The organism is Pantoea alhagi (assembly GCF_002101395.1).
Lineage (GTDB): Bacteria > Pseudomonadota > Gammaproteobacteria > Enterobacterales > Enterobacteriaceae > Mixta > Mixta alhagi.
In genome coordinates, this window is record NZ_CP019706.1 from 4,117,061 (window position 1) to 4,135,344 (window position 18,284).

Annotated in this window: 18 protein-coding genes and 1 pseudogene; 6 read left to right on the top strand and 13 right to left on the bottom strand. The window is 53.0% G+C overall.

The window, feature by feature from the left end:
• The first annotated feature begins 210 nt into the window (after positions 1 to 210).
• Together B1H58_RS19550 and B1H58_RS19555 are read left to right on the top strand one after the other, a co-directional pair.
• Positions 211 to 807, top strand: coding sequence for a TetR/AcrR family transcriptional regulator (locus tag B1H58_RS19550; protein WP_085072088.1), 597 nt, complete (start codon positions 211 to 213; stop codon positions 805 to 807).
• A gap of 80 nt (positions 808 to 887) precedes the next feature.
• Positions 888 to 1,829, top strand: a complete 942-nt coding sequence (locus B1H58_RS19555; protein WP_085072089.1) for an alpha/beta fold hydrolase — start codon at positions 888 to 890, stop codon at positions 1,827 to 1,829.
• Between the two features lie 63 nt (positions 1,830 to 1,892).
• Here B1H58_RS19555 and B1H58_RS19560 read toward each other — a convergent pair whose 3' ends face one another.
• The 7 genes from B1H58_RS19560 to hinT form a co-directional block, all read right to left on the bottom strand.
• Positions 1,893 to 3,197, bottom strand: a complete 1,305-nt coding sequence (locus B1H58_RS19560; RefSeq protein WP_085072379.1) for an NAD(P)/FAD-dependent oxidoreductase — start codon at positions 3,195 to 3,197, stop codon at positions 1,893 to 1,895.
• Positions 3,198 to 3,416: 219 nt separating this feature from the next.
• Positions 3,417 to 3,959: an alpha/beta hydrolase YcfP gene (ycfP, locus tag B1H58_RS19565; protein ID WP_085072090.1), complete on the bottom strand. Its 543-nt coding sequence runs from the start codon at positions 3,957 to 3,959 to the stop codon at positions 3,417 to 3,419.
• Positions 3,960 to 3,997: 38 nt separating this feature from the next.
• Complete coding sequence (gene nagZ, locus B1H58_RS19570; protein ID WP_208615330.1) at positions 3,998 to 5,035, bottom strand: beta-N-acetylhexosaminidase; 1,038 nt, start codon at positions 5,033 to 5,035, stop codon at positions 3,998 to 4,000.
• A 57-nt stretch (positions 5,036 to 5,092) separates the two neighbouring features.
• The gene (gene thiK / locus B1H58_RS19575; protein ID WP_085072092.1) at positions 5,093 to 5,923 is read right to left on the bottom strand and encodes a thiamine kinase; all 831 of its coding nucleotides are present in this window, start codon (positions 5,921 to 5,923) and stop codon (positions 5,093 to 5,095) included.
• Positions 5,904 to 6,479: a penicillin-binding protein activator LpoB gene (gene lpoB / locus B1H58_RS19580; RefSeq protein ID WP_237172507.1), complete on the bottom strand. Its 576-nt coding sequence runs from the start codon at positions 6,477 to 6,479 to the stop codon at positions 5,904 to 5,906. Before lpoB ends, thiK begins: the two co-directional genes overlap by 20 nt.
• Positions 6,480 to 6,520: 41 nt before the next feature.
• Positions 6,521 to 6,889 carry a YcfL family putative periplasmic lipoprotein gene (locus B1H58_RS19585; RefSeq protein ID WP_085072094.1) on the bottom strand — a complete coding sequence of 123 codons (369 nt, stop codon included), beginning with the start codon at positions 6,887 to 6,889 and terminating at the stop codon, positions 6,521 to 6,523.
• A gap of 20 nt (positions 6,890 to 6,909) precedes the next feature.
• Positions 6,910 to 7,260 carry a purine nucleoside phosphoramidase gene (gene hinT, locus B1H58_RS19590; RefSeq protein WP_085072095.1) on the bottom strand — a complete coding sequence of 117 codons (351 nt, stop codon included), beginning with the start codon at positions 7,258 to 7,260 and terminating at the stop codon, positions 6,910 to 6,912.
• Positions 7,261 to 7,623: 363 nt separating this feature from the next.
• Between hinT and B1H58_RS19595 the strand changes: the two genes are divergently transcribed.
• The 4 genes and pseudogenes from B1H58_RS19595 to B1H58_RS19610 all read left to right on the top strand — a co-directional run.
• On the top strand, positions 7,624 to 9,216 hold the full coding sequence (locus tag B1H58_RS19595) for an MFS transporter (RefSeq protein ID WP_085072096.1): 1,593 nt from the start codon (positions 7,624 to 7,626) through the stop codon (positions 9,214 to 9,216).
• Between the two features lie 10 nt (positions 9,217 to 9,226).
• Positions 9,227 to 10,366: a beta-galactosidase BglB gene (bglB, locus tag B1H58_RS19600; protein ID WP_085072097.1), complete on the top strand. Its 1,140-nt coding sequence runs from the start codon at positions 9,227 to 9,229 to the stop codon at positions 10,364 to 10,366.
• A 278-nt stretch (positions 10,367 to 10,644) separates the two neighbouring features.
• Positions 10,645 to 11,487 (top strand): YPO3983 family protein, encoded by an 843-nt coding sequence (locus B1H58_RS19605; RefSeq protein ID WP_085072098.1) that lies wholly within the window; start codon positions 10,645 to 10,647, stop codon positions 11,485 to 11,487.
• Positions 11,484 to 11,872 (top strand): annotated as a pseudogene (locus B1H58_RS19610) (DUF943 family protein); the annotation flags it as partial. The gene B1H58_RS19605 and the pseudogene B1H58_RS19610, both read left to right, overlap by 4 nt.
• A 312-nt stretch (positions 11,873 to 12,184) precedes the next feature.
• Here B1H58_RS19610 and ptsG read toward each other — a convergent pair.
• The 6 genes from ptsG to pabC form a co-directional block, all read right to left on the bottom strand.
• Positions 12,185 to 13,618 carry a PTS glucose transporter subunit IIBC gene (gene ptsG / locus B1H58_RS19615; protein WP_085072099.1) on the bottom strand — a complete coding sequence of 478 codons (1,434 nt, stop codon included), beginning with the start codon at positions 13,616 to 13,618 and terminating at the stop codon, positions 12,185 to 12,187.
• 288 nt (positions 13,619 to 13,906) lie between these two features.
• Complete coding sequence (locus B1H58_RS19620; protein ID WP_085072100.1) at positions 13,907 to 14,707, bottom strand: metal-dependent hydrolase; 801 nt, start codon at positions 14,705 to 14,707, stop codon at positions 13,907 to 13,909.
• Between the two features lie 14 nt (positions 14,708 to 14,721).
• Positions 14,722 to 15,720: a DNA polymerase III subunit delta' gene (gene holB, locus B1H58_RS19625; protein ID WP_085072101.1), complete on the bottom strand. Its 999-nt coding sequence runs from the start codon at positions 15,718 to 15,720 to the stop codon at positions 14,722 to 14,724.
• Positions 15,720 to 16,352: a dTMP kinase gene (gene tmk, locus B1H58_RS19630; protein ID WP_085072102.1), complete on the bottom strand. Its 633-nt coding sequence runs from the start codon at positions 16,350 to 16,352 to the stop codon at positions 15,720 to 15,722. Before tmk ends, holB begins: the two co-directional genes overlap by 1 nt.
• Positions 16,342 to 17,364, bottom strand: coding sequence for an endolytic transglycosylase MltG (gene mltG, locus B1H58_RS19635; RefSeq protein WP_085072103.1), 1,023 nt, complete (start codon positions 17,362 to 17,364; stop codon positions 16,342 to 16,344). Before mltG ends, tmk begins: the two co-directional genes overlap by 11 nt.
• 13 nt (positions 17,365 to 17,377) lie before the next feature.
• The gene (pabC, locus tag B1H58_RS19640; protein ID WP_085072104.1) at positions 17,378 to 18,181 is read right to left on the bottom strand and encodes an aminodeoxychorismate lyase; all 804 of its coding nucleotides are present in this window, start codon (positions 18,179 to 18,181) and stop codon (positions 17,378 to 17,380) included.
• Positions 18,182 to 18,284 lie beyond the last annotated feature (103 nt).

Genomic DNA, 18,284 nt, shown 5'->3' on the forward strand with positions numbered 1-18,284 from the left:
AGAGAGTTCTTAGCCGCCGTCGCGTTGATCATAACCCTTGCTTTGGCAAGGTTGCCTGCTCCTTTTTTACCTTAACGCTGCGCCGGTCACATAAATACCTGACGCAACCTGCTGGCCGTGAATTTGCAGTTTGTGACTTGCAGCGGCTAAATATTTCTGTCATTTTGGAATCAATCGTTTCCTTATTAGTATCTGACGGGCCGCTTAACCATGAATGAGATAAAAGAACGTGGACGTCCGCGTGAATTTGACACTGACCAGGCGCTGGATCAGGCGATGCTGGTGTTCCGACAAAAAGGCTTTCATGCCGCATCCATTGCCGATCTGGCCAGTGCGATGAACCTTACCGCCGGTAGCATATATAAGGCGTTTAAAGATAAGCGCACTCTGTTTGTTCAGGTATTTGCGCGTTATACCTCTCAGCGTAATGCTGTACTTCGGCAACGCCTGGAACCCTGCGCAACAGGGCGGGAAAAGCTGGCTGAGCTGTTGCGCTTCTATCTTGACTCCGCGCGCGAACTGGAAGGCAGACGGGGTTGCCTGGTTGTCGGCAGCGCAACTGAACTTCAGGTGCTGGATGACGGGCTCTCAGAGCTGGTACGTAATGCCGTCAGGCGTAATAAAGCGTTCCTTGTCGCCTTATTGCAACAGGGCCAAAAGGATGGTTCGGTGTCACCTGATGTTAACGTGGAAACCGCAGCAGAGTTGATGCTCTGTATCGCTTTTGGTATGCGCGTGCTGGGCAAAATAGAGAACCTCACGGACCGGGAAGAGACAATAAAGCAGGCAATGAAGCTTTTGGCTTAAATTTTTACCCATTCAGGAACCGATCATTTCCTAAAACAGTGTTCGCCATGTCGGCAAATCATAAAATACAGGAATCCACTATGGACAATCATGTATCAAAAATCACAGCCACGGCTGCACTTCGCCAGATCAGTGCAGAACCGGTTAGCTGGCGCGATCGCACTCTTATTGATTTCCAACACCGCTACGCGACGGTAGAAGGGATCAGGATGCATTATGTAACTGGCGGCAATCCGCAGGGTGAAACCGTGGTTTTTTTAGCCGGATTTCCGCAAAGCTGGTATGGCTGGCGTAAGGTCATGCAGCGGATGAGCGCGGCTTACCACATTATTGCGATCGATCTGCCGGGTCAGGGGGACTCCGATCGCCCGGAAAGCGGTTACGACACGCGATCGCTGGCGCAGAAGGTGCATGGCCTGCTGACGCAGCTTGATATCACGCGCTATTTTCTCGCCGCGCATGATGTAGGTGCCTGGGTTGCCTGGCCCTATACCGCGCTTTACGGCAGTGAAGTTAAACGTCTTGCCTTACTGGACGCCGGTATTCCGGGTATTACGCTGCCGGATGCCCTGCCCGTCACGCCAGATAAAGCCTGGAAAACCTGGCATTTCGCTTTTCATATGATCCCCGATCTGCCCGAGGCGCTGATCGTTGGGCGCGAGCGTCTTTATATTGAGTGGTTCCTGAAAAGAAAAACCGCCTCTCCCGATGTCTTTTCAGATGAGGATATTGATGAGTATCTGCGCGTGCTGCTTGCCAGCGGTGGGTTACGCGCCGGCCTGGCTTTTTATCGTTCAGTATCACTTTCAGCCACGCAAAATGCTGCTCTGCAACAACAGGGCAAACTGAAAGTGCCGGTGCTGGCTGTCAGCGCTGAATTTGGCTCGATTCCTGATATGGCTACGCCGCTGCGCGCTTTTGCCGAAGAGGTTACCGGAATTCTGGTGCCGCACTGCGGCCATTTTTTACCGGAAGAGCAGCCGCAGGCCGTTGCCAGCGAGCTAAGCGCATTTTTTATTTAACGCAGAGAGTATCAGAAAAGGGGCAGCCCGTGTTGAAGCACGGGCTGCCTTAGCAGCGGGAAATTAATGCAGCTTCAGGCGTGGACGGATCACCCGGTTGATGCTGCCCACCAGCATCATCAGACCAGTTTTGAAGTAGCCGTGCAGCGCAATCTGGTGCATACGATAAAGCGAGATGTAGACGAAACGCGCAATGCGTCCTTCCACCATCATTGAACCGCGCATCAGGTTACCCATCAGGCTGCCTACGGTACTGAACCGGGAAAGCGAAACCAGCGAACCGTGATCTTTATAAACATAAGGTTTCAGCGGCTGCTGACGCATTTGCGCCAGGATGTTTTCCAGCGCCTTCGAAGCCATCTGATGTGCCGACTGCGCACGCGGCGGCACAAATCCGCCGGATGGCAACGCACAGGAGGCGCAGTCGCCGATGGCGTAGATATCGTCATCCAGCGTGGTTTGCAGCGTCTCTTTCACCACCAGCTGATTAATCCGGTTGGTTTCCAGTCCGCCAATATCTTTCATAAAATCTGGCGCTTTGATGCCCGCTGCCCAGACCATCAGATCTGCTTCGATAAAGTCGCCGCTTTTGGTATGCAGGCCATGTTTATCCGCGCTGGTGACCATGGTTTGCGTCAGCACCTGCACACCCAGTTTGGTCAGTTCCTGATGCGCCGCTGCGGAAATACGTGCCGGCAGCGCTGGCAGAATGCGTTCGCCCGCTTCCACCAGCGTAACGTTCAGCACCTGATTATCCAGCCCTTTGTAGCCGTAACTGTGCAGCTGTTTTACTGCGTTATGCAGCTCAGCAGAAAGCTCAACGCCCGTTGCGCCGCCGCCTACAATCGCAATATTGATTTTCCCCTGCCGGTCGGCATTGGCTGAATACTTCAGGAACAGGTTAAGCATTTCATTATGGAAACGCTGCGCCTGATGCGGGTTATCGAGGAAGATGCAGTGATCTTTCACGCCCGGCGTACCGAAATCATTCGAGGTGCTGCCCAGCGCCATAACCAGCGTGTCGTAAGGCACTTCACGCGCCGGAACCAGCACTTCGCCCTGCGCATCACGAATTTCCGCCAGCTGCAGCCGCTTGTTTTCCCGATCGATATCGGTGAGCGACCCCAGCTGGAACTGGAAGTGATGATTACGCGCATGGGCCAGGTAGCTGAGCGCATCGATGCCTTCATCCAGCGATCCGGTTGCCACTTCATGCAACAGTGGTTTCCATAAATGACTATGGTTGCGATCGATCAGCGTAATTTCCGCTTTCTGACGGCGACCCAGCTTGTGCCCCAGCTGCGTTGCCAGCTCCAGACCACCGGCTCCCCCACCAACGATAACAATTTTTCTCAACGGTGTAGTCAAAATGACCCCCTTAAAATGTAAACCAAAAGTTAACCAAAGGTTAATGAAAACCTTAATTAACATAGGGTTGCGAGTTAAATCGCGAGCTGAAATCAGAATAACATGACGGGGTAAGTTGGTCATACCAAATTTGATGCAGATCAATTTTCCTACAATAAGTCGGATTATTGACCATAAAAAAGCGGGCGATTGTCGGGCAATCATCCCGCTAAACAGGCATTAGCCGAGGGTTTTAAACGCTTTAATACGCTGTAAGTGGGGAGAAAGACTGGGGAATTTATGAGGCTGCTTTTCGTCCCAGACAATTTCATACCAGGGTTGCAGCGCTTCTGCTGTGCGTTGACTGTCAAGGATACCGTCGTGGCGCGAAAGCAGCGTCAGGCAGCGGTCGCGGTTTTTCTCACGGAAATTACTTACGCACTTGGTAGCAATATCAGGATACTCTTCCGGCCGATCGATTTTGCCCGCCATGTTTTCCTGCGGCCAAAGATTAGGGTTAACCATCACCTGGCGAATATCACATAAAAAACCAATGCGCTCAGCCCAGAAGCCTCCCAGACCGACGCCACAAATCAGTGGCCGTTCATCGACATTCAGCATCAGCATCTTATCGGTCTCTTTCAGCAGATGCTGCATATCATGTTTCGGATGGCGTGTGCTGTAGCTCAGCAGCCGCACATCAGGATCGATAAACTGCAGCTGCAAAACTTTTTCATGGTTACCCGGACTAGTGGAATCGAAACCGTGCAGATAAATAATCATGGCTATCCTCACCGTTACTTAGCCTGCCGGGTTTCCTGTTAGTGACCCGACGCCTTATGCTCCAGCCAGCGCGCCTGTAATGCGCTCAGCTGTTGGCTGGCGCGCTGCCAACGTGCAGAATCGAGCAGCTGCTGGCGGTTAAATGTCCCACGATGATACAGGCGGCTCACCTGTTCTGCTTTGATCGGCGGCAGGTTATCCAGCACGCTAACCGCGCCTTTACGATCGTTGCAAACCAGAATCATATCGCAGCCGGCATCCAGCGAGGCGCGCGCGCGCTCCGCATAGCTGCCCATAATCGCTGCCCCCTCCATCGATAAATCGTCAGAGAAGATAATGCCGTTAAAGCCCAGTTCAGTACGCAGCACCTGCTTCAGCCAGTATGAAGAGCCGCTGGCCGGGCGCGGGTCTACCTGCGAGTAGATAACGTGCGCCGGCATAATCGCGTCCAGCGCATTCTCATCGATCATCTGCTGAAAAATGGCCATGTCATGCTGGCGGATAGTGGCCTTATCACGCTCATCGCGCGGCGTCTCTTTATGTGAGTCAGCGCTGACTGCGCCATGACCGGGAAAATGTTTACCGGTGGTTTTCATGCCAGCTTCGCGCATACCAGCAATGAAACAGCGCGCCACACGCAACGCAATAGCGGGATCTTCATGGAAAGCGCGGTCGCCAATCGCGGCGCTGATATGTCCAATATCCAGTACCGGCGCAAAGCTGATATCGATATCCATTGCCATCATCTCCGCCGCCATCAGCCAGCCTGCCTCCTGTGCCAGCCTGTCCGCCTGCTCCTGGCTGTTCAGCGCGGCAAAGGACTGCATGGCCGGCAGGTTGGTAAAGCCGTCACGAAAGCGCTGCACCCGCCCGCCCTCCTGATCGACCGCGACCACCAGCCGCGCATGAGATGCGGTGCGAATCTGACGCACCAGTTCACTCAGCTGAGCGGGATCGTGATAGTTACGCGCGAATAAAATCAGCCCGCCCACCAGCGGGTGCGCCAGAATTTCGCGCTCTTCGGCGTCCAGCTCATAGCTTGCCACGTCCAACATTACCGGACCGGGTATCGACATGATGATTCCTCCTGTAAAAACTGGCGCACATCATAGCCGGAATGCAGAAACAGCGCGCTAAATTTGTCGCCAGGCGGCAATAGCCCGTTGATGCAGCGCCGGATCGCCACTCTGCTCCCAGCGCAGCTGATACCAGCTGGCCATCAACAGATGTAGCCAGGGCTGCCAGCGCCTGACCTGCCGCTTAAGCGCCCTGAGATCCAGCCGATTACTGCAGGCATAATCAGCCAGTAGCGTCGCACGTTGTGCAGCGTTCAGACTGTTGCCGCTGATGATAGCAGCCAGTTCCAGCGCTATATCGCCATCGGCGGCATACTCCCAGTCAATCAGCCGCAAGCCGTCAGGATGCGCCAGCAGGTTGCCCGGATGGATATCCATATGCAGCAGTCCCAGCCGCAGCGGCGGCGGTTCTCCCTGACGCGCCAGCTGACGTAGTCGTCGCAGCCAGCGCGGATTGCGTTGACGGCACTGTCGCCAGTAGTGGTGCAATAATGGCAGCAGCTGTAGCCGATAACCGCTAAGCGGCTGATGATGCAACCGTGTTAACAGCGAAACCAGTTCAGTCTGACGAGCCAGAAATTCCTTTTCCGCCAGCGTCTCGCCCGGCAGCCATTCCAGCAGCAGCCAGCGCCGATCGATCGCCAGCGCACGCGGTGCCAGTCCGCTGGCGGTTAAACCCCGTAGCAGATGCCATTCGCGTTGGCGAGAGATAAAAGGGATCGGCTGATGTGGGATTCGGCGTGCCAGCCAGCATTGCTGGCCACATACTACTTTCCCGGATAGTCCGGTAAGGCCATTCAGCGGATAAAAATAACCGGCAGACGAAGCTGCCGGCTGGAGTCGTTCAATCAGCGCCTGCAGGGCGGTATCAATGCTGGACGCTGCCATTTCCTGACCAGATAATTTCTCCAGTTTGCACCAGCATCAGCTGCATCTGCAGTTCAGGCGCTTTTACGTCGCCCTGTGCATTACTGTAAAGCACATACTGCGCGCCAACGTAGCGAGCCAGGCCGATCGCTTTGCTACGTGAATTCAGGCTGTCTTCAGGCGATAGCCCCAGCGTTTGCCTTGCCTGCATCAGCTGCTGCTGGGTAACCAGCGTAAAGGTATTATTGCTTGCCAGGGCATTTTGCAGCGCTGCTGTTGCCTTCGCGGTTTGCAGGCTGCCATTGGTGCTGTTCTTGATCCGATCTACCAGCAATACGCTGCCGGGCGTGATGCCCTGGGCCTGTAGCATCTGCGCCACCAGCGGCTGTACGCTGGCATCCCAGTTTATCGTTTTTAGCTTCGGCGGCTGCGGCACCGTTTCGCCCGGCTGCGGACTGGTAATCGGCGGCGGCTGTACCACAACCGGCGGCGTCGTTGGCTGCACGGGTTCCACCGGCGCCGGTGGTTGTTGCTGTTGATTATTAATACAGCCCGCCAGAACGAATGCCAGCAGCATGACGCCGGAGAGTTTTAAACGCCTGAACACAGTATTTCCCCTTACAAATAAATATAGAGACGAACTTTACTGGCCATCAGATTGCCCATCTGCGAACTGATTTCAACCCGCTGATTTGCGGGAACCACCAGCGTGCGGGGCGTTTCAAAAGGCTGAATTTCCAGTCCTTTATCATCGTACCAGTAGAAACGATAGTGCACGGTAACCGGTTTGTTTTGCTGATTCTCCAGCGTGCTTACTGCCCGCTGCTGTCCGGCCTGTTCAGAAAGAGTGGGTTTGCTGGGCAAAATTCCCGCCGAAAGCACGGACGATTCCATAATCAGCGCCTGTGAGGTGTTGATCACAGGTTTATCGCTGCTACAGGCGACCAGCGTCAAAACCAGAGGCAGACTGGTTAATAAAGCGCGCATGATGGCGTTCCGCACGTTAATTAAAGGCTTAGCATCGGCCCCAGTGGGCAACCACCGACCAGGTGCATATGGATATGATAAACTTCCTGGCCACCATGACGATTGCAGTTAACAATCAGTCGGTAACCATCCTCAGCAATACCTTCCTTTTTAGCGATTTTCGCCGCCACGGTGAACATACGTCCCATGGCCTGCTCATGTGCTTCGCTGACATTGTTCGCGGTCGGGATTAAAATATTCGGCACAATCAATACATGGGTTGGCGCTTTGGGAGAAATATCCCGGAAAGCCGTTACCAGTTCATCCTGATAAACAATATCGGCCGGAATTTCACGACGAATAATTTTACTGAAAATAGTTTCTTCAGCCATGATGCATATCCTTAGCAGAGACGTAAGCATGGAGTATGAGCGAGAATTTCGTTTTCTTTCAACCTTCCTGCTGTTTTTCTTTTGTTTCACCTGCCGTAGTGCCACTTTTTTGTACAGCCCTGACAAGCGGGCCGATTTTTTGTGCGGTTTTTCGCATTCTCACAGACTTCTTCTGACAGAAATAAAACACCGTTTTATAAATTAGAGGCAGGGCATGTTTTCCTTTGTTTTTTTGCCACTCAACGCCTTTTCCTAGCCAAAACGCGAAGGTTTGCCCTCTCCCGCCATTCTACCTTCTGGGGTAATCCGTCTGAGCTGTCGGAGTCCGTGCGTTTTTTAATGGTTATGACGAGGAGATTGACAATGCCAGTGCGTAAAATTGGTTTACGGCATTACCTGGCTTATGGATCGGGCGACTTTTTGGGTGCCGGCACTACAGCCCTGACGGCAGCATGGCTGCTCTATTTCTATACCACTTTCTGCGGCCTGACGCCGATTGAAGCAACCTTTATCTTTGCTATGGCGCGCGTGCTGGATGCAGTGGTCAGCCCGCTGATGGGCTTCCTTACCGATAACTTTGGCTCTACTCGCCTCGGCAAGCGCTTTGGACGCCGCAAGTTTTTTATTCTGCTCGGCATTCCCTGCGTATTCAGCTATAGCCTGATGTGGGTCGGCGATATGAGTTACCTTTACTACCTGCTGACCTATCTGCTGTTTGATATTGTCTACACCATGATTCTGGTGCCTTATGAAACGCTGGTCCCGGAAATGACCGACGATTTCAAAAAGAAAACCAAGTTTTCCGGCGCACGTATCGCACTGGCTCAGCTTTCCGCTATTCTGGCCGCTTTCCTGCCGGGCGTGCTGATCAATCACTTCGGCAAAGATAACGCCGTCTCCTTCTTTTATGCCAGCCTGGTATTTTCGGTGATTTGCGCCATTGTGCTGACGCTGGTTTGGTTTTTCACCTGGGAACGCGCACCAGAAGATTTTTCTGAAGAGTCACGCCGCGCTGAGGCGGAAAAACAGCAGCTGACGCTGGCGCAAAGCCTGAAGCGTCTGTATGTCGAACTGGCCTCCACCCTTCGCATCCGTATTTTCCGTCAGCATCTGGGCATGTACCTCGGCGGCTATATTGCACAGGATGTGTTTAATGCAGTCTTTACCTGGTATGTGGTTTTCGTGCTGATGCAGAGCGCGCAGATCGCCTCCAACCTGATGGGCACGATGGCTATTCTGCAATTTATCGCTGTGATGGGCATGATCCCGCTTTGTATTCGCCTTGGTCCTGCACCTTCCTATCGTCTGGTCGTGACGCTGTTTGGTCTGAGCGCCCTCTCTTATGCCGGGCTCTGGTATACCGGCATGAACGATAACATGGCGCTGCTGGTGTTGATCTCCGCGCTGGCGGGCCTGGGCCGTGGTGGCATCAACTATGTGCCGTGGAATATCTACACCTACATCGCGGATGTTGACGAGGTGATCACCGGCCAGCGTCGCGAAGGGATTTTCGCCGGCATCATGACGTTAACGCGTAAGGCTTCGCAGGCTGGCGCAGTCATGCTGGTGGGAATTGTCTTACAGCTTTCCGGCTTCGTTTCCGGTCAGGCTAATCAGAGCGATAACGTTCAGCACACCATTCTGTTGATTCTGAGCGTGGGTACGCTGTGCGTACTGGCGATCGGCTTCTTTATCTCTCTGCGCTTTCGCCTGAACCTGCAGACGCATTCAGTACTGCGTGAAGAGACCCAAAAAATGCGCCAGGCAGGACGTCCGGTGCCAGAGAACCTGACGCCTGCAGCGCGTGCAACGGTGGAAACGCTGGCCGGAATGCCTTATGAAAACCTTTGGGGCAACAATAACATAGGCTTTCTTAATCGCCATAAATCCCCGGCGCCGCCGCTACGGCCTGCTCAGGCTGTAGGCGCGGTGCAACCACATACGTTAAAACGATAGGATCTGAATGATGACGGTATTTCCTGTAAAGCATAGCGCTCTGCTGCGTCAGCCTGAATTTCTGGTGCCGCGTCCCGAGCTGGTAACGCTGATTGAAAAGCTAACCGACAACCTGGTAGCGATTACTGATGAGAGCGGCGAGTTTCTGTTGCGTCTGGACGATGGCCGGGTGATCGATACCAAAGGCTGGGCTGGCTGGGAATGGACACATGGCATCGGGCTGTATGGCATGTATCACTACTATCAGCAAACGGGCGACACAAAAACACTGGCGATTATTGATGACTGGTTCCGTGAGCGGCTGGCAGAAGGTACGCCAACCAAAAACGTCAATACCGTTTGCCCGCTGTTGACTCTCGCTTATCGCTATGAAGAGACGCGCAATCCTGCGCTGCTGCCGGTGCTGGAGCGTTGGGCGGAATGGGTGATGTATGAAATGCCGCGTACGGAACAGGGCGGCCTGCAGCATATTGTTTATAACAATGAGAATCATCAGCAGCTGTGGGACGATACGCTGATGATGAGTGTGTTGCCGCTGGCGAAGATCGGCAAGCTGCTCAACCGCCCGGAATATGTTGAGGAAGCAAGCTATCAGTTTTTATTGCATGTGCAATATTTGATGGATCGCGAAACCGGCCTGTGGTTCCACGGCTGGAACTTTGAAGGCCGCCACAATTTTGCCAAAGCGCGCTGGGCGCGTGGTAATAGCTGGCTGACCATCGTCATCCCGGAGTTTATTGAACTGATGGCATGGCCGGAACAGCACGCCACGCGCCGTTTCCTGCAGCAGGTGCTGGAAAGCCAGGTGGCGGCGCTGCGCCAGTGGCAGCATGAAAGCGGTCTGTGGCATACCCTGCTGGACGATCGTGACAGCTATCTGGAAGCGTCTGCCACCGCCGGTTTCGCCTACGGCATATTAAAGGCGGTGCGTAAGCGTTATCTGTCACGTGACTATCTGCCAATGGCGGAACAGGCGGTAAAAGGCGTGATGCAGCATATCAACAGCGACGGCGAGCTGACGCAGGTTTCCTTCGGCACGGCAATGGGCAGCGATCTTGACTATTACCGCCAGATACCGCTGACCTCTATGCCTTATGGTCAGGCGATGGCCCTGCTCTGCCTGACAGAGTATCTGCGCGTTTATCTTTAACATTTCTCTACAGTTATTAGCGGCCCTGATGGGGTCGCTATTCGCTACTTTTCCCTCCCCCGCTTAACGCTGCCGTATTATTAGGCAACGCCCTGCGCACCTTTCGCCTGCGATGCCTGCCGTTACGCCGATCGATAACGCTGTTCATTATTTACACAGCACCTGCCGGGGGATATTATCAATCCATGACCAAAGCGCTCAATATTTATATCGTTTTCGCAGCAGCCTGCGGTCGACAAAGTGAATACATGGATGAAAGATGACACAAGGAGTGAGCAATGACGGCTTTACGTTTTCCCTGCAGGATATTCGAAACGCAAAAAAGAATGGATGATTACGGCGCAGACGATATGCGCTACGGCGATCTTACCGAATCGCAGTTAAAAAATGAGTATCACCTGCATGATGTTTCCACCCGCATTGATCCATATACCCTGACGGAAATTACCCCGTTCCGGCAGCCGCATTCGCGATTCTATGGCTCCTGGGGCGCAGGCGCAAAACATTCTACAGCCGAGTGCGTCACTATTCTTTTTGATGAAATGCGCCATCTGTCGCAGGCTTTTGCCATCTATGGACCTTACAGACATCTTATCGAAGAGATGATTACCCATATGCAACATGGCGAAGGCGCGCCGTTTAGCAGCCCCTATCTGAACAGCGCGCTGAGGATGCATATTATTAATGATAGATCTTCCGAGAACAGTACACGTCTGTTATTACAGGATACTTTTGCATTAAAAATTGACTGGAAAAATAAATTTTATCCAGCATCAGATAAAGCAGAGTTAAAAAAAGCTATTTCAAAGGGTAAGCTACCAAAATTCGATCGTTTTCAGGATAAAATTAACGGTATGGGCATTACCGTACATGATACCTGGGCTACTCATATCACCATCGAATCACTCTGTATTGATAATTATCATTACCGGGCCAGGGTAAAGTACACAATACAGGATCACTTCGGTTTGGATGCTTACGATATCTTAAAAGCGAAGTTTAACCTGTTTCGCTTCTTCCGCATCTGGTTTGTGTTGCAGCGGTACAATCGCTTTGGTTTCAAACCTTTTATCACCAATATGGAAGCCATAACAGAAATCACCGGGGATGCCAGACGATGATAAAAAACAAAAAATTGCGCTGGTCAATATTAATTATTGCAGCTATAGCATTAAGTTATTTCTCCTGGCTATCTCTGCGGCCAGTAAAAATTATTGCGGTTCATGATGATGGGAATTATACCGATATACTAGTAGACAATTTTCCCATCACCGTAAGGGGAAAAATAGGCTGGTGGCGGGAAAACAGCGAGATGCTTAAAAGCCATTACGGCATCCCTAAACCTTCCCTCTCTGGCAGCTATACCATCACTTTTTGGCTGTTCGGCGACGGCTATATGGAAGAGGGAAAATATGACAGGCTGTGTTTCATGGAAATGAAAACGAAAAAAACTGCATAGAAAAGGACAAGACTTTTACTGTCAGATACAGTAAAAATAGCGGCCTCTATTTTCTTGCACATGATGGTTATTACCAACTAACAGATAGCGGAAAAATAGTGCAGCTGCCTTCTGATTAAATAAAATTCATTCACCGCTGAGGTTGCCCCGAAGACATCGGATCATGTGTGCCTTTCAGGCGGACAAGGTAAAGCTCCAGTCGTGGGAGCAGACCGCTGTCGGTTTAACCGGCGCGGAAAGCCGTATGGGCTGAGATATTAAAATTCCTCATCCTGCTTCCGATCGCGAACAGCGGTTATAAGACAGGCCCCAACGTAAAAAGGCGAGCCGAAGCTCGCCTTTGCTGTGTGCATCAGTGATTAACTGTTGCGAATATAATCATCCATTTCGGTTTTCAGGTTATCGGACTTAGTGCCGAAAATAGCCTGCACACCGGAACCAGCCACTACCACACCGGCAGCGCCCAGTTTTTTCAGGCCAGCCTGATCCACTTTGGATACGTCGGCTACGCTAACACGCAGACGGGTAATACAGGCATCCAGGTTCGTGATGTTCTCTTTACCACCGAACGCGGTAACCAGGTTAGCTGCCATTTCATTGGCTGTACCGGTTGACTGCTCAGTCGTGGTTTCTTCACGGCCTGGCGTTTTCAGGTTCAGCTTCGCAATCAGCACGCGGAAGATGGTGTAGTAAACCAGACCATAAATAATACCTACAATCGGGAACAGCCAGATTTTGCTGCTGTTGCCGCTCAGCACGATAAAATCGATCAGGCCGTGCGAGAAGCTGGTGCCGTCACGCATGCCAAGCAGGATACAGATCGGGAAGGCCAGACCTGCCAGAATAGCGTGGATTGCATAGAGAATCGGTGCCACGAACATGAACGAGAACTCGATCGGCTCGGTGATACCGGTCAGGAACGAAGTCAGCGCTGCGGAGATCATGATACCGCCCACTTTCGCACGGTTCTCTGGTTTTGCAGAGTGCCAGATAGCGATAGCGGCTGCCGGCAGACCATACATTTTGAACAGGAAGCCGCCAGAAAGTTTGCCCGCAGTCGGGTCGCCTGCCATATAGCGTGGAATATCACCGTGGAAGACCTGTCCTGCGGCGTTGGTGAATTCACCAATCTGCATCTGGAAAGGAACGTTCCAGATATGATGCAGGCCAAACGGCACCAGAGAACGCTCAATCAAACCGTACAGACCAAAGGCCACAACCGGGTTTTGATAAGCCGCCCATTGAGAGAAGTCCTGAATCGCGCTGCCAATCGGCGGCCAGATAAAGGAAAGGATAACGCCCAGGATAATCGCCGCCATACCAGAAATAATCGGTACAAAACGTTTACCGGCAAAGAAGCCCAGATATTCAGGCAGCTTAATACGGTAGAAGCGGTTAAACATGTAGGCGGCAATAGAACCGGCAATGATGCCGCCCAGTACCCCGGTATCCGCCAGGTGTTTAGCGGTAATTTCTTCTGCCGGTAAATGCAGCACCAGCGGTGCGACAACCGCCATGGTTTTCACCATGATGCCGTAAGCAACCACAGCCGCCAGCGCCGAAACGCCGTCGTTATTGGTAAAGCCTAATGCCACACCAATAGCAAAGATCAACGGCATGTTAGCGAACACCGAGCCGCCCGCTTCCGCCATCACATGTGAAACAACGGCTGGCAACCAGGAAAAGTTTGCCGAACCGACACCCAATAAAATACCGGCGATCGGCAGAACCGACACCGGTAGCATGAGCGATTTACCGACCTTTTGCAGGTTTGCAAATGCGTTCTTAAACATATTGTGGAACTCCTGAGTATGAGTGCTTTTAATCGCGTGGTACGCGTGGCAAAAGAGGGAGGATCTTCTGCCTCTGGAGCTTGTTAAGGCTCTCTGGATTTATTACGAAGAGTAAAATAAATCTGTTCAGTTTTGTTTGATACCTGTCACGTTTCGCCCATCAGGCGGCTAACCTTTAGGATATTTTTTATTGTTTTGCCAACTTTTGTACAGAAAAAATCGTCAGCGCAGCGATTTTGGCGCTGCACTTTACGATCTTAACGGATTAATTACGAGCTCTAAAAAAAGTCACACAGGCGTATCGGTCAACCGTGAAAGCGGAACATGAAACAGGTCAGAAAAGTTTTGCGTAGTGGCCTGAGCCAGCGTTTCTAAATCAACGCCCTTAAGCACGGCCATATACTCCGCCACATCGCGGGTAAAGGCAGGCTGGTTCTCTTTTCCGCGATGTGGCACGGGCGCAAGATAGGGTGAATCGGTCTCCACCAGCAAGCGATCCAGCGGAACATAGCGTGCAGCTTCGCGTAACGCCTCTGCATTACGAAAGGTAACGATGCCGGAAAATGAGATGTAAAAGCCCATATCCAGTAGCTTAGCTGCGGTTTCACGATCCTCGGTAAAGCAGTGCAGTACGCCACTACACTCCTCTGCCCCTTCTTCCCGCAGAATTGCCAGCGTATCTTCCCGCGCATCGCGTGTATGTACGATAACGGGTTTGTTCAGTTGGCGGCCCACGCGAATATGCTCACGGAAGGAAGCCTGCTGACGCGCCCTGGTTTCTGGCTGATAGTGGTAATCCAGCCCGGTTTCGCCCATGGCAATAACGCGAGGATCGTCAGCCAGCTGCGCCAGCTCAGCGAAATCCCATTCCTCTTGCTGATTTAAAGGATGTACGCCACAGGACCAGGCAACATTCGGGCGGTCGCCCAGCAGCTGCGCCATGGCTTTGAACCCTGGCAACGTGGTAGCAACCGCCAGCATAAATTTGACATCGCGCGCGGCGGCTTTCGCCAGTACATCATCCACGTCTTTATGCAATGTCTCATAATTCAGACCATCAAGATGGCAGTGGGAATCAACTAAAAACATAACAACTCTCTCGGTTAATCAGCCAGCGATGTCGACGCTGGTCTGAGTAAGGTTTCCCAGTTTAATAACTGTTCGGTTAGCAATAATTCCCGGTTGACCGCAACAATATGTATCAGGCGTTCCCGACACAGCAGCCATTGACGCAGGCTTTTATCCAGCGCGGCGGCCGGTAGACGCTGTGCCAGCTGAGTAATCAGCGCGGGTTGATCGACATTGGCGATAAACTGGTCTCCGCTGTGTTGCCATTTCAGCGCATCCGTTAGCAGTGAAGCCAGCCAGCTGATTCTTTCGGCGACGTTATCATGATTGAGCTGCGGCAACAGTGTAAGCACATCGCCTATCAGAGCGCTGGCCAGCGTAGCGCACAGCGTCTGACGCTGTTCCCAGTTTTGCTTATCAAGCAGCGCCAGCGCGGCGGCGGGTGCACCGCTGCTGAGGCGGAGCGCAGTCAGCATCGCTTCATGAGAACCCGCATTTTGCTTTTGTAGCCAGCCAAGGCTGTGCGCCTCGTCGGGTGGTGCAAGATGCAGCTTCAGGCAACGGCTGCGTAGCGTGGGCAACAGCCTTGACGGCTCTGCACTGCTCAAAAAAAACCAGCTGTTCTGCGGCGGCTCTTCCAGCGTTTTCAACAGGGCGTTAGCGGCTGCCTCAGTAAGCTGTCCGGCATCAGGTAGCCACACTACTTTTGCGCCGCCCTGCTGAGCATGGTGATACAGCGTCTCGTTCACATCGCGTACTGCATCAATCCCCAGCGCGCTTTTCCCTTTTTCCGCCGTCAGTCGATGCCAGTCAGGATGGGTACCCGCCATCATTAACTGGCAACCGTGACAGTGACCGCAGCTTTTTTGTCCATCGCGTCGTTGGCATAACAGCCAGCGGCTTACCGCCCAGATTAGCGCAGCGTCGCCCATACCCGGCAATGCCTGTACCAGCACAGCATGATGCGCCCGCCCAGCCTGATGCTGAGCAACAAGCTGACGATAAACAGGATTAAGCCACGGATACCAGTTCATTATTTTTGCTCCACCAGCCAGGCTTGCAGAACAGTTTTAAGTGACATTGTCACTTGTTCCAGCGGCTGGCTGGCATCAATGGTTTTAATGGAATCATCGCAAGCTGCCAGGGCCTGATAACGCTCACGGGTGCGCATAAAGAAATTTAGCGACTCCTGTTCAATACGATCGAGTTCGCCGCGTGCGCGTGCGCGCTGCAAACCAATTTCCGGCGTAACATCCAGGTAGAGCGTTAAGTGAGGACGAAAATCGCCCAGCACGGTATCGCGTAGCGTCTGCATCAACTGTTGGTCGATACCACGTCCGCCGCCCTGATACGCCTGTGAAGAGAGATCGTGGCGATCGCCCACCACCCAGGCACCACGCGCCAGCGCTGGTTTGATTACCGTTTCCACCAGCTGTACACGGGCGGCATACAGCATCAGCAATTCGGCTTTATCGGTTATCTTTTCTCCTTCCAGCCCCTGCTTAATAAGATTGCGCAGCTGCTCTGCCAGCGGGGTACCGCCCGGCTCACGGGTAAAGACAATATCGGTAATGCCCTGCTCGCGCAGCTGTTCAACAATGCAGTCACGTGCGGTGGTTTTCCCGGCCCCCTCCAGCCCTTCAATTACAATAAACTTAGCGTTCATTTTTTTCCTTCATGGTCGTGCGCCATGCCTGCACGGCCCGATTATGGCTGGCCAGGTTGGTGGTAAAGGTATGTCCGCCCTTACCGTCGGCGACAAAATAGAGATAATTGCTTTTTACCGGATGGGCAGCGGCTTCAAGCGAGGCTTTACCCGGCAAGGCGATAGGTCCCGGCGGCAGGCCGTTGATGGTGTAGGTGTTATAAGCCGTCGGGGCTTCCAGATCTTTACGCGTCAGGGTGCCATTATACTTTTCGCCCATCCCGTAAATCACTGTGGGATCGGTTTGCAGACGCATACCCACCCGCAGGCGGTTAATAAATACCGAGGCGACCTTTGTTCGTTCATTGCTGACCGCCGTCTCTTTTTCAATGATAGAGGCCATGGTCACTAACTCATTAGGCGTTTTATAAGGCAAATCAGGCATACGGTTCTGCCAGATTTTCGCCACTTCCTCTTTCATGCGCTGATGCGCGCGTTTCAGTAACGCTACATCGCTGGTATTGGCGGTGTAGAGCCAGGTATCCGGCCAGAGCCAGCCCTCCAGATTTTCATCCTCTTTCAGCCCCAGCGCTGCTGCGACCGTTTCTGGCCGGTCATCTTTCAACGTATGTTTGATCCAGGGCGAGCTACGTAACGCCTGCAGAACATCCTGCAGACGTGTGCCTTCGGTAAAGCGTACCGGAAACTGCGCCTCTTTGCCGCTGGCCAGCAGCGTCAGCAGCTGACGCACATTCAAGCCAGCGTCCAGGCGATAGGTGCCCGCCTTGAATTTTGCCAGTTCCGGCTCCAGCTTCAGCAGCACGCCAAACCACGGCGACGGCTTAATGATATGCTGGCTTTCCAGCTGCGCTTCAAGAGCAAGGCGGCCTGTACCGGCCGGCAGCGTGAAAATCTTTTCCTGGCTAATGGTTAATGGCGACGCGGCAAACTCACGCACCTGCCAGTAACAAACGACAGCAGCGGCAGCTAACAGCAGCGCCACAGCAGCCAAAATTTTAATTTTTCGGGTCATGATTAATCCAATATTAACAATCTGGCAGCAGTCGTTGATAAAGCGTACGGGATTGATAGTGCCAGCTATCGATCTGCCTTACTGGCAGTAAGGGCATCAGAGCGTTTGAGATAAAAACCTCATCCGCATCCACCAGCGTCTGCGGCTCTTCCCGCACCACCTGACAGACATAACCGTGCCGCCGCGCCAGCGCAATGATGTGCCGACGCATAATCCCGTCAACGCCTGCGCCGCTAACAGCGGGCGTATAGAGCTGATTTCCTTTGCGCCAGAATAAATTAGCCGCACAGCATTCCACCAGCTTGCCCTCAGTGTCAAGCACCAGCGCCTCATCGGCGCCGCTCTGCTCAAGCTGTGTGCGGATCAGCACCTGCTCCAGCCGGTTAAGGTGTTTGATTCCGGCAAGCTGAGGGTTAATGCCAAGGCGCACCGGGCTGGTCATCAGGCGAACGCCGCTTTCACTCAGTGCGGCATAATGTCCCGGCGCGGCAAACAGCATAATGATACGTACCGGTTGATGGCATCCGGCACCGCTATAGCCTCGCCCGCCTGAGCCACGTGACAGAATCACCTTCAGAACGCCGTCGTCCTGCCGCCAGCTGGCTGCAGCGATCCCCATCTCCTGTTTTAACCGAAGCCAGTCAACGTCGGGGATCATTAGTACAGAAGCCGCTTCCTGCAGGCGCTGAAGATGCGCCTCCAGCCAGGCTATTTTGCCCTGGTGCAGACGCGCAGTGGTAAAACAACCATCGCCGTAGTGTAAGGCGCGATCGCTGACCGCTATCTGCTGCTGCTGCTCGCCGTTAATCCAAATCATTTGCTCACTCGTTTGCTGAGGCTGCCCACTTAAGCTTACCGTTATGGCGCTCAGGTTACAGCCCTGAGCCGTTCAGAATAGTCCAGATGTAAAAAAGGCCCGC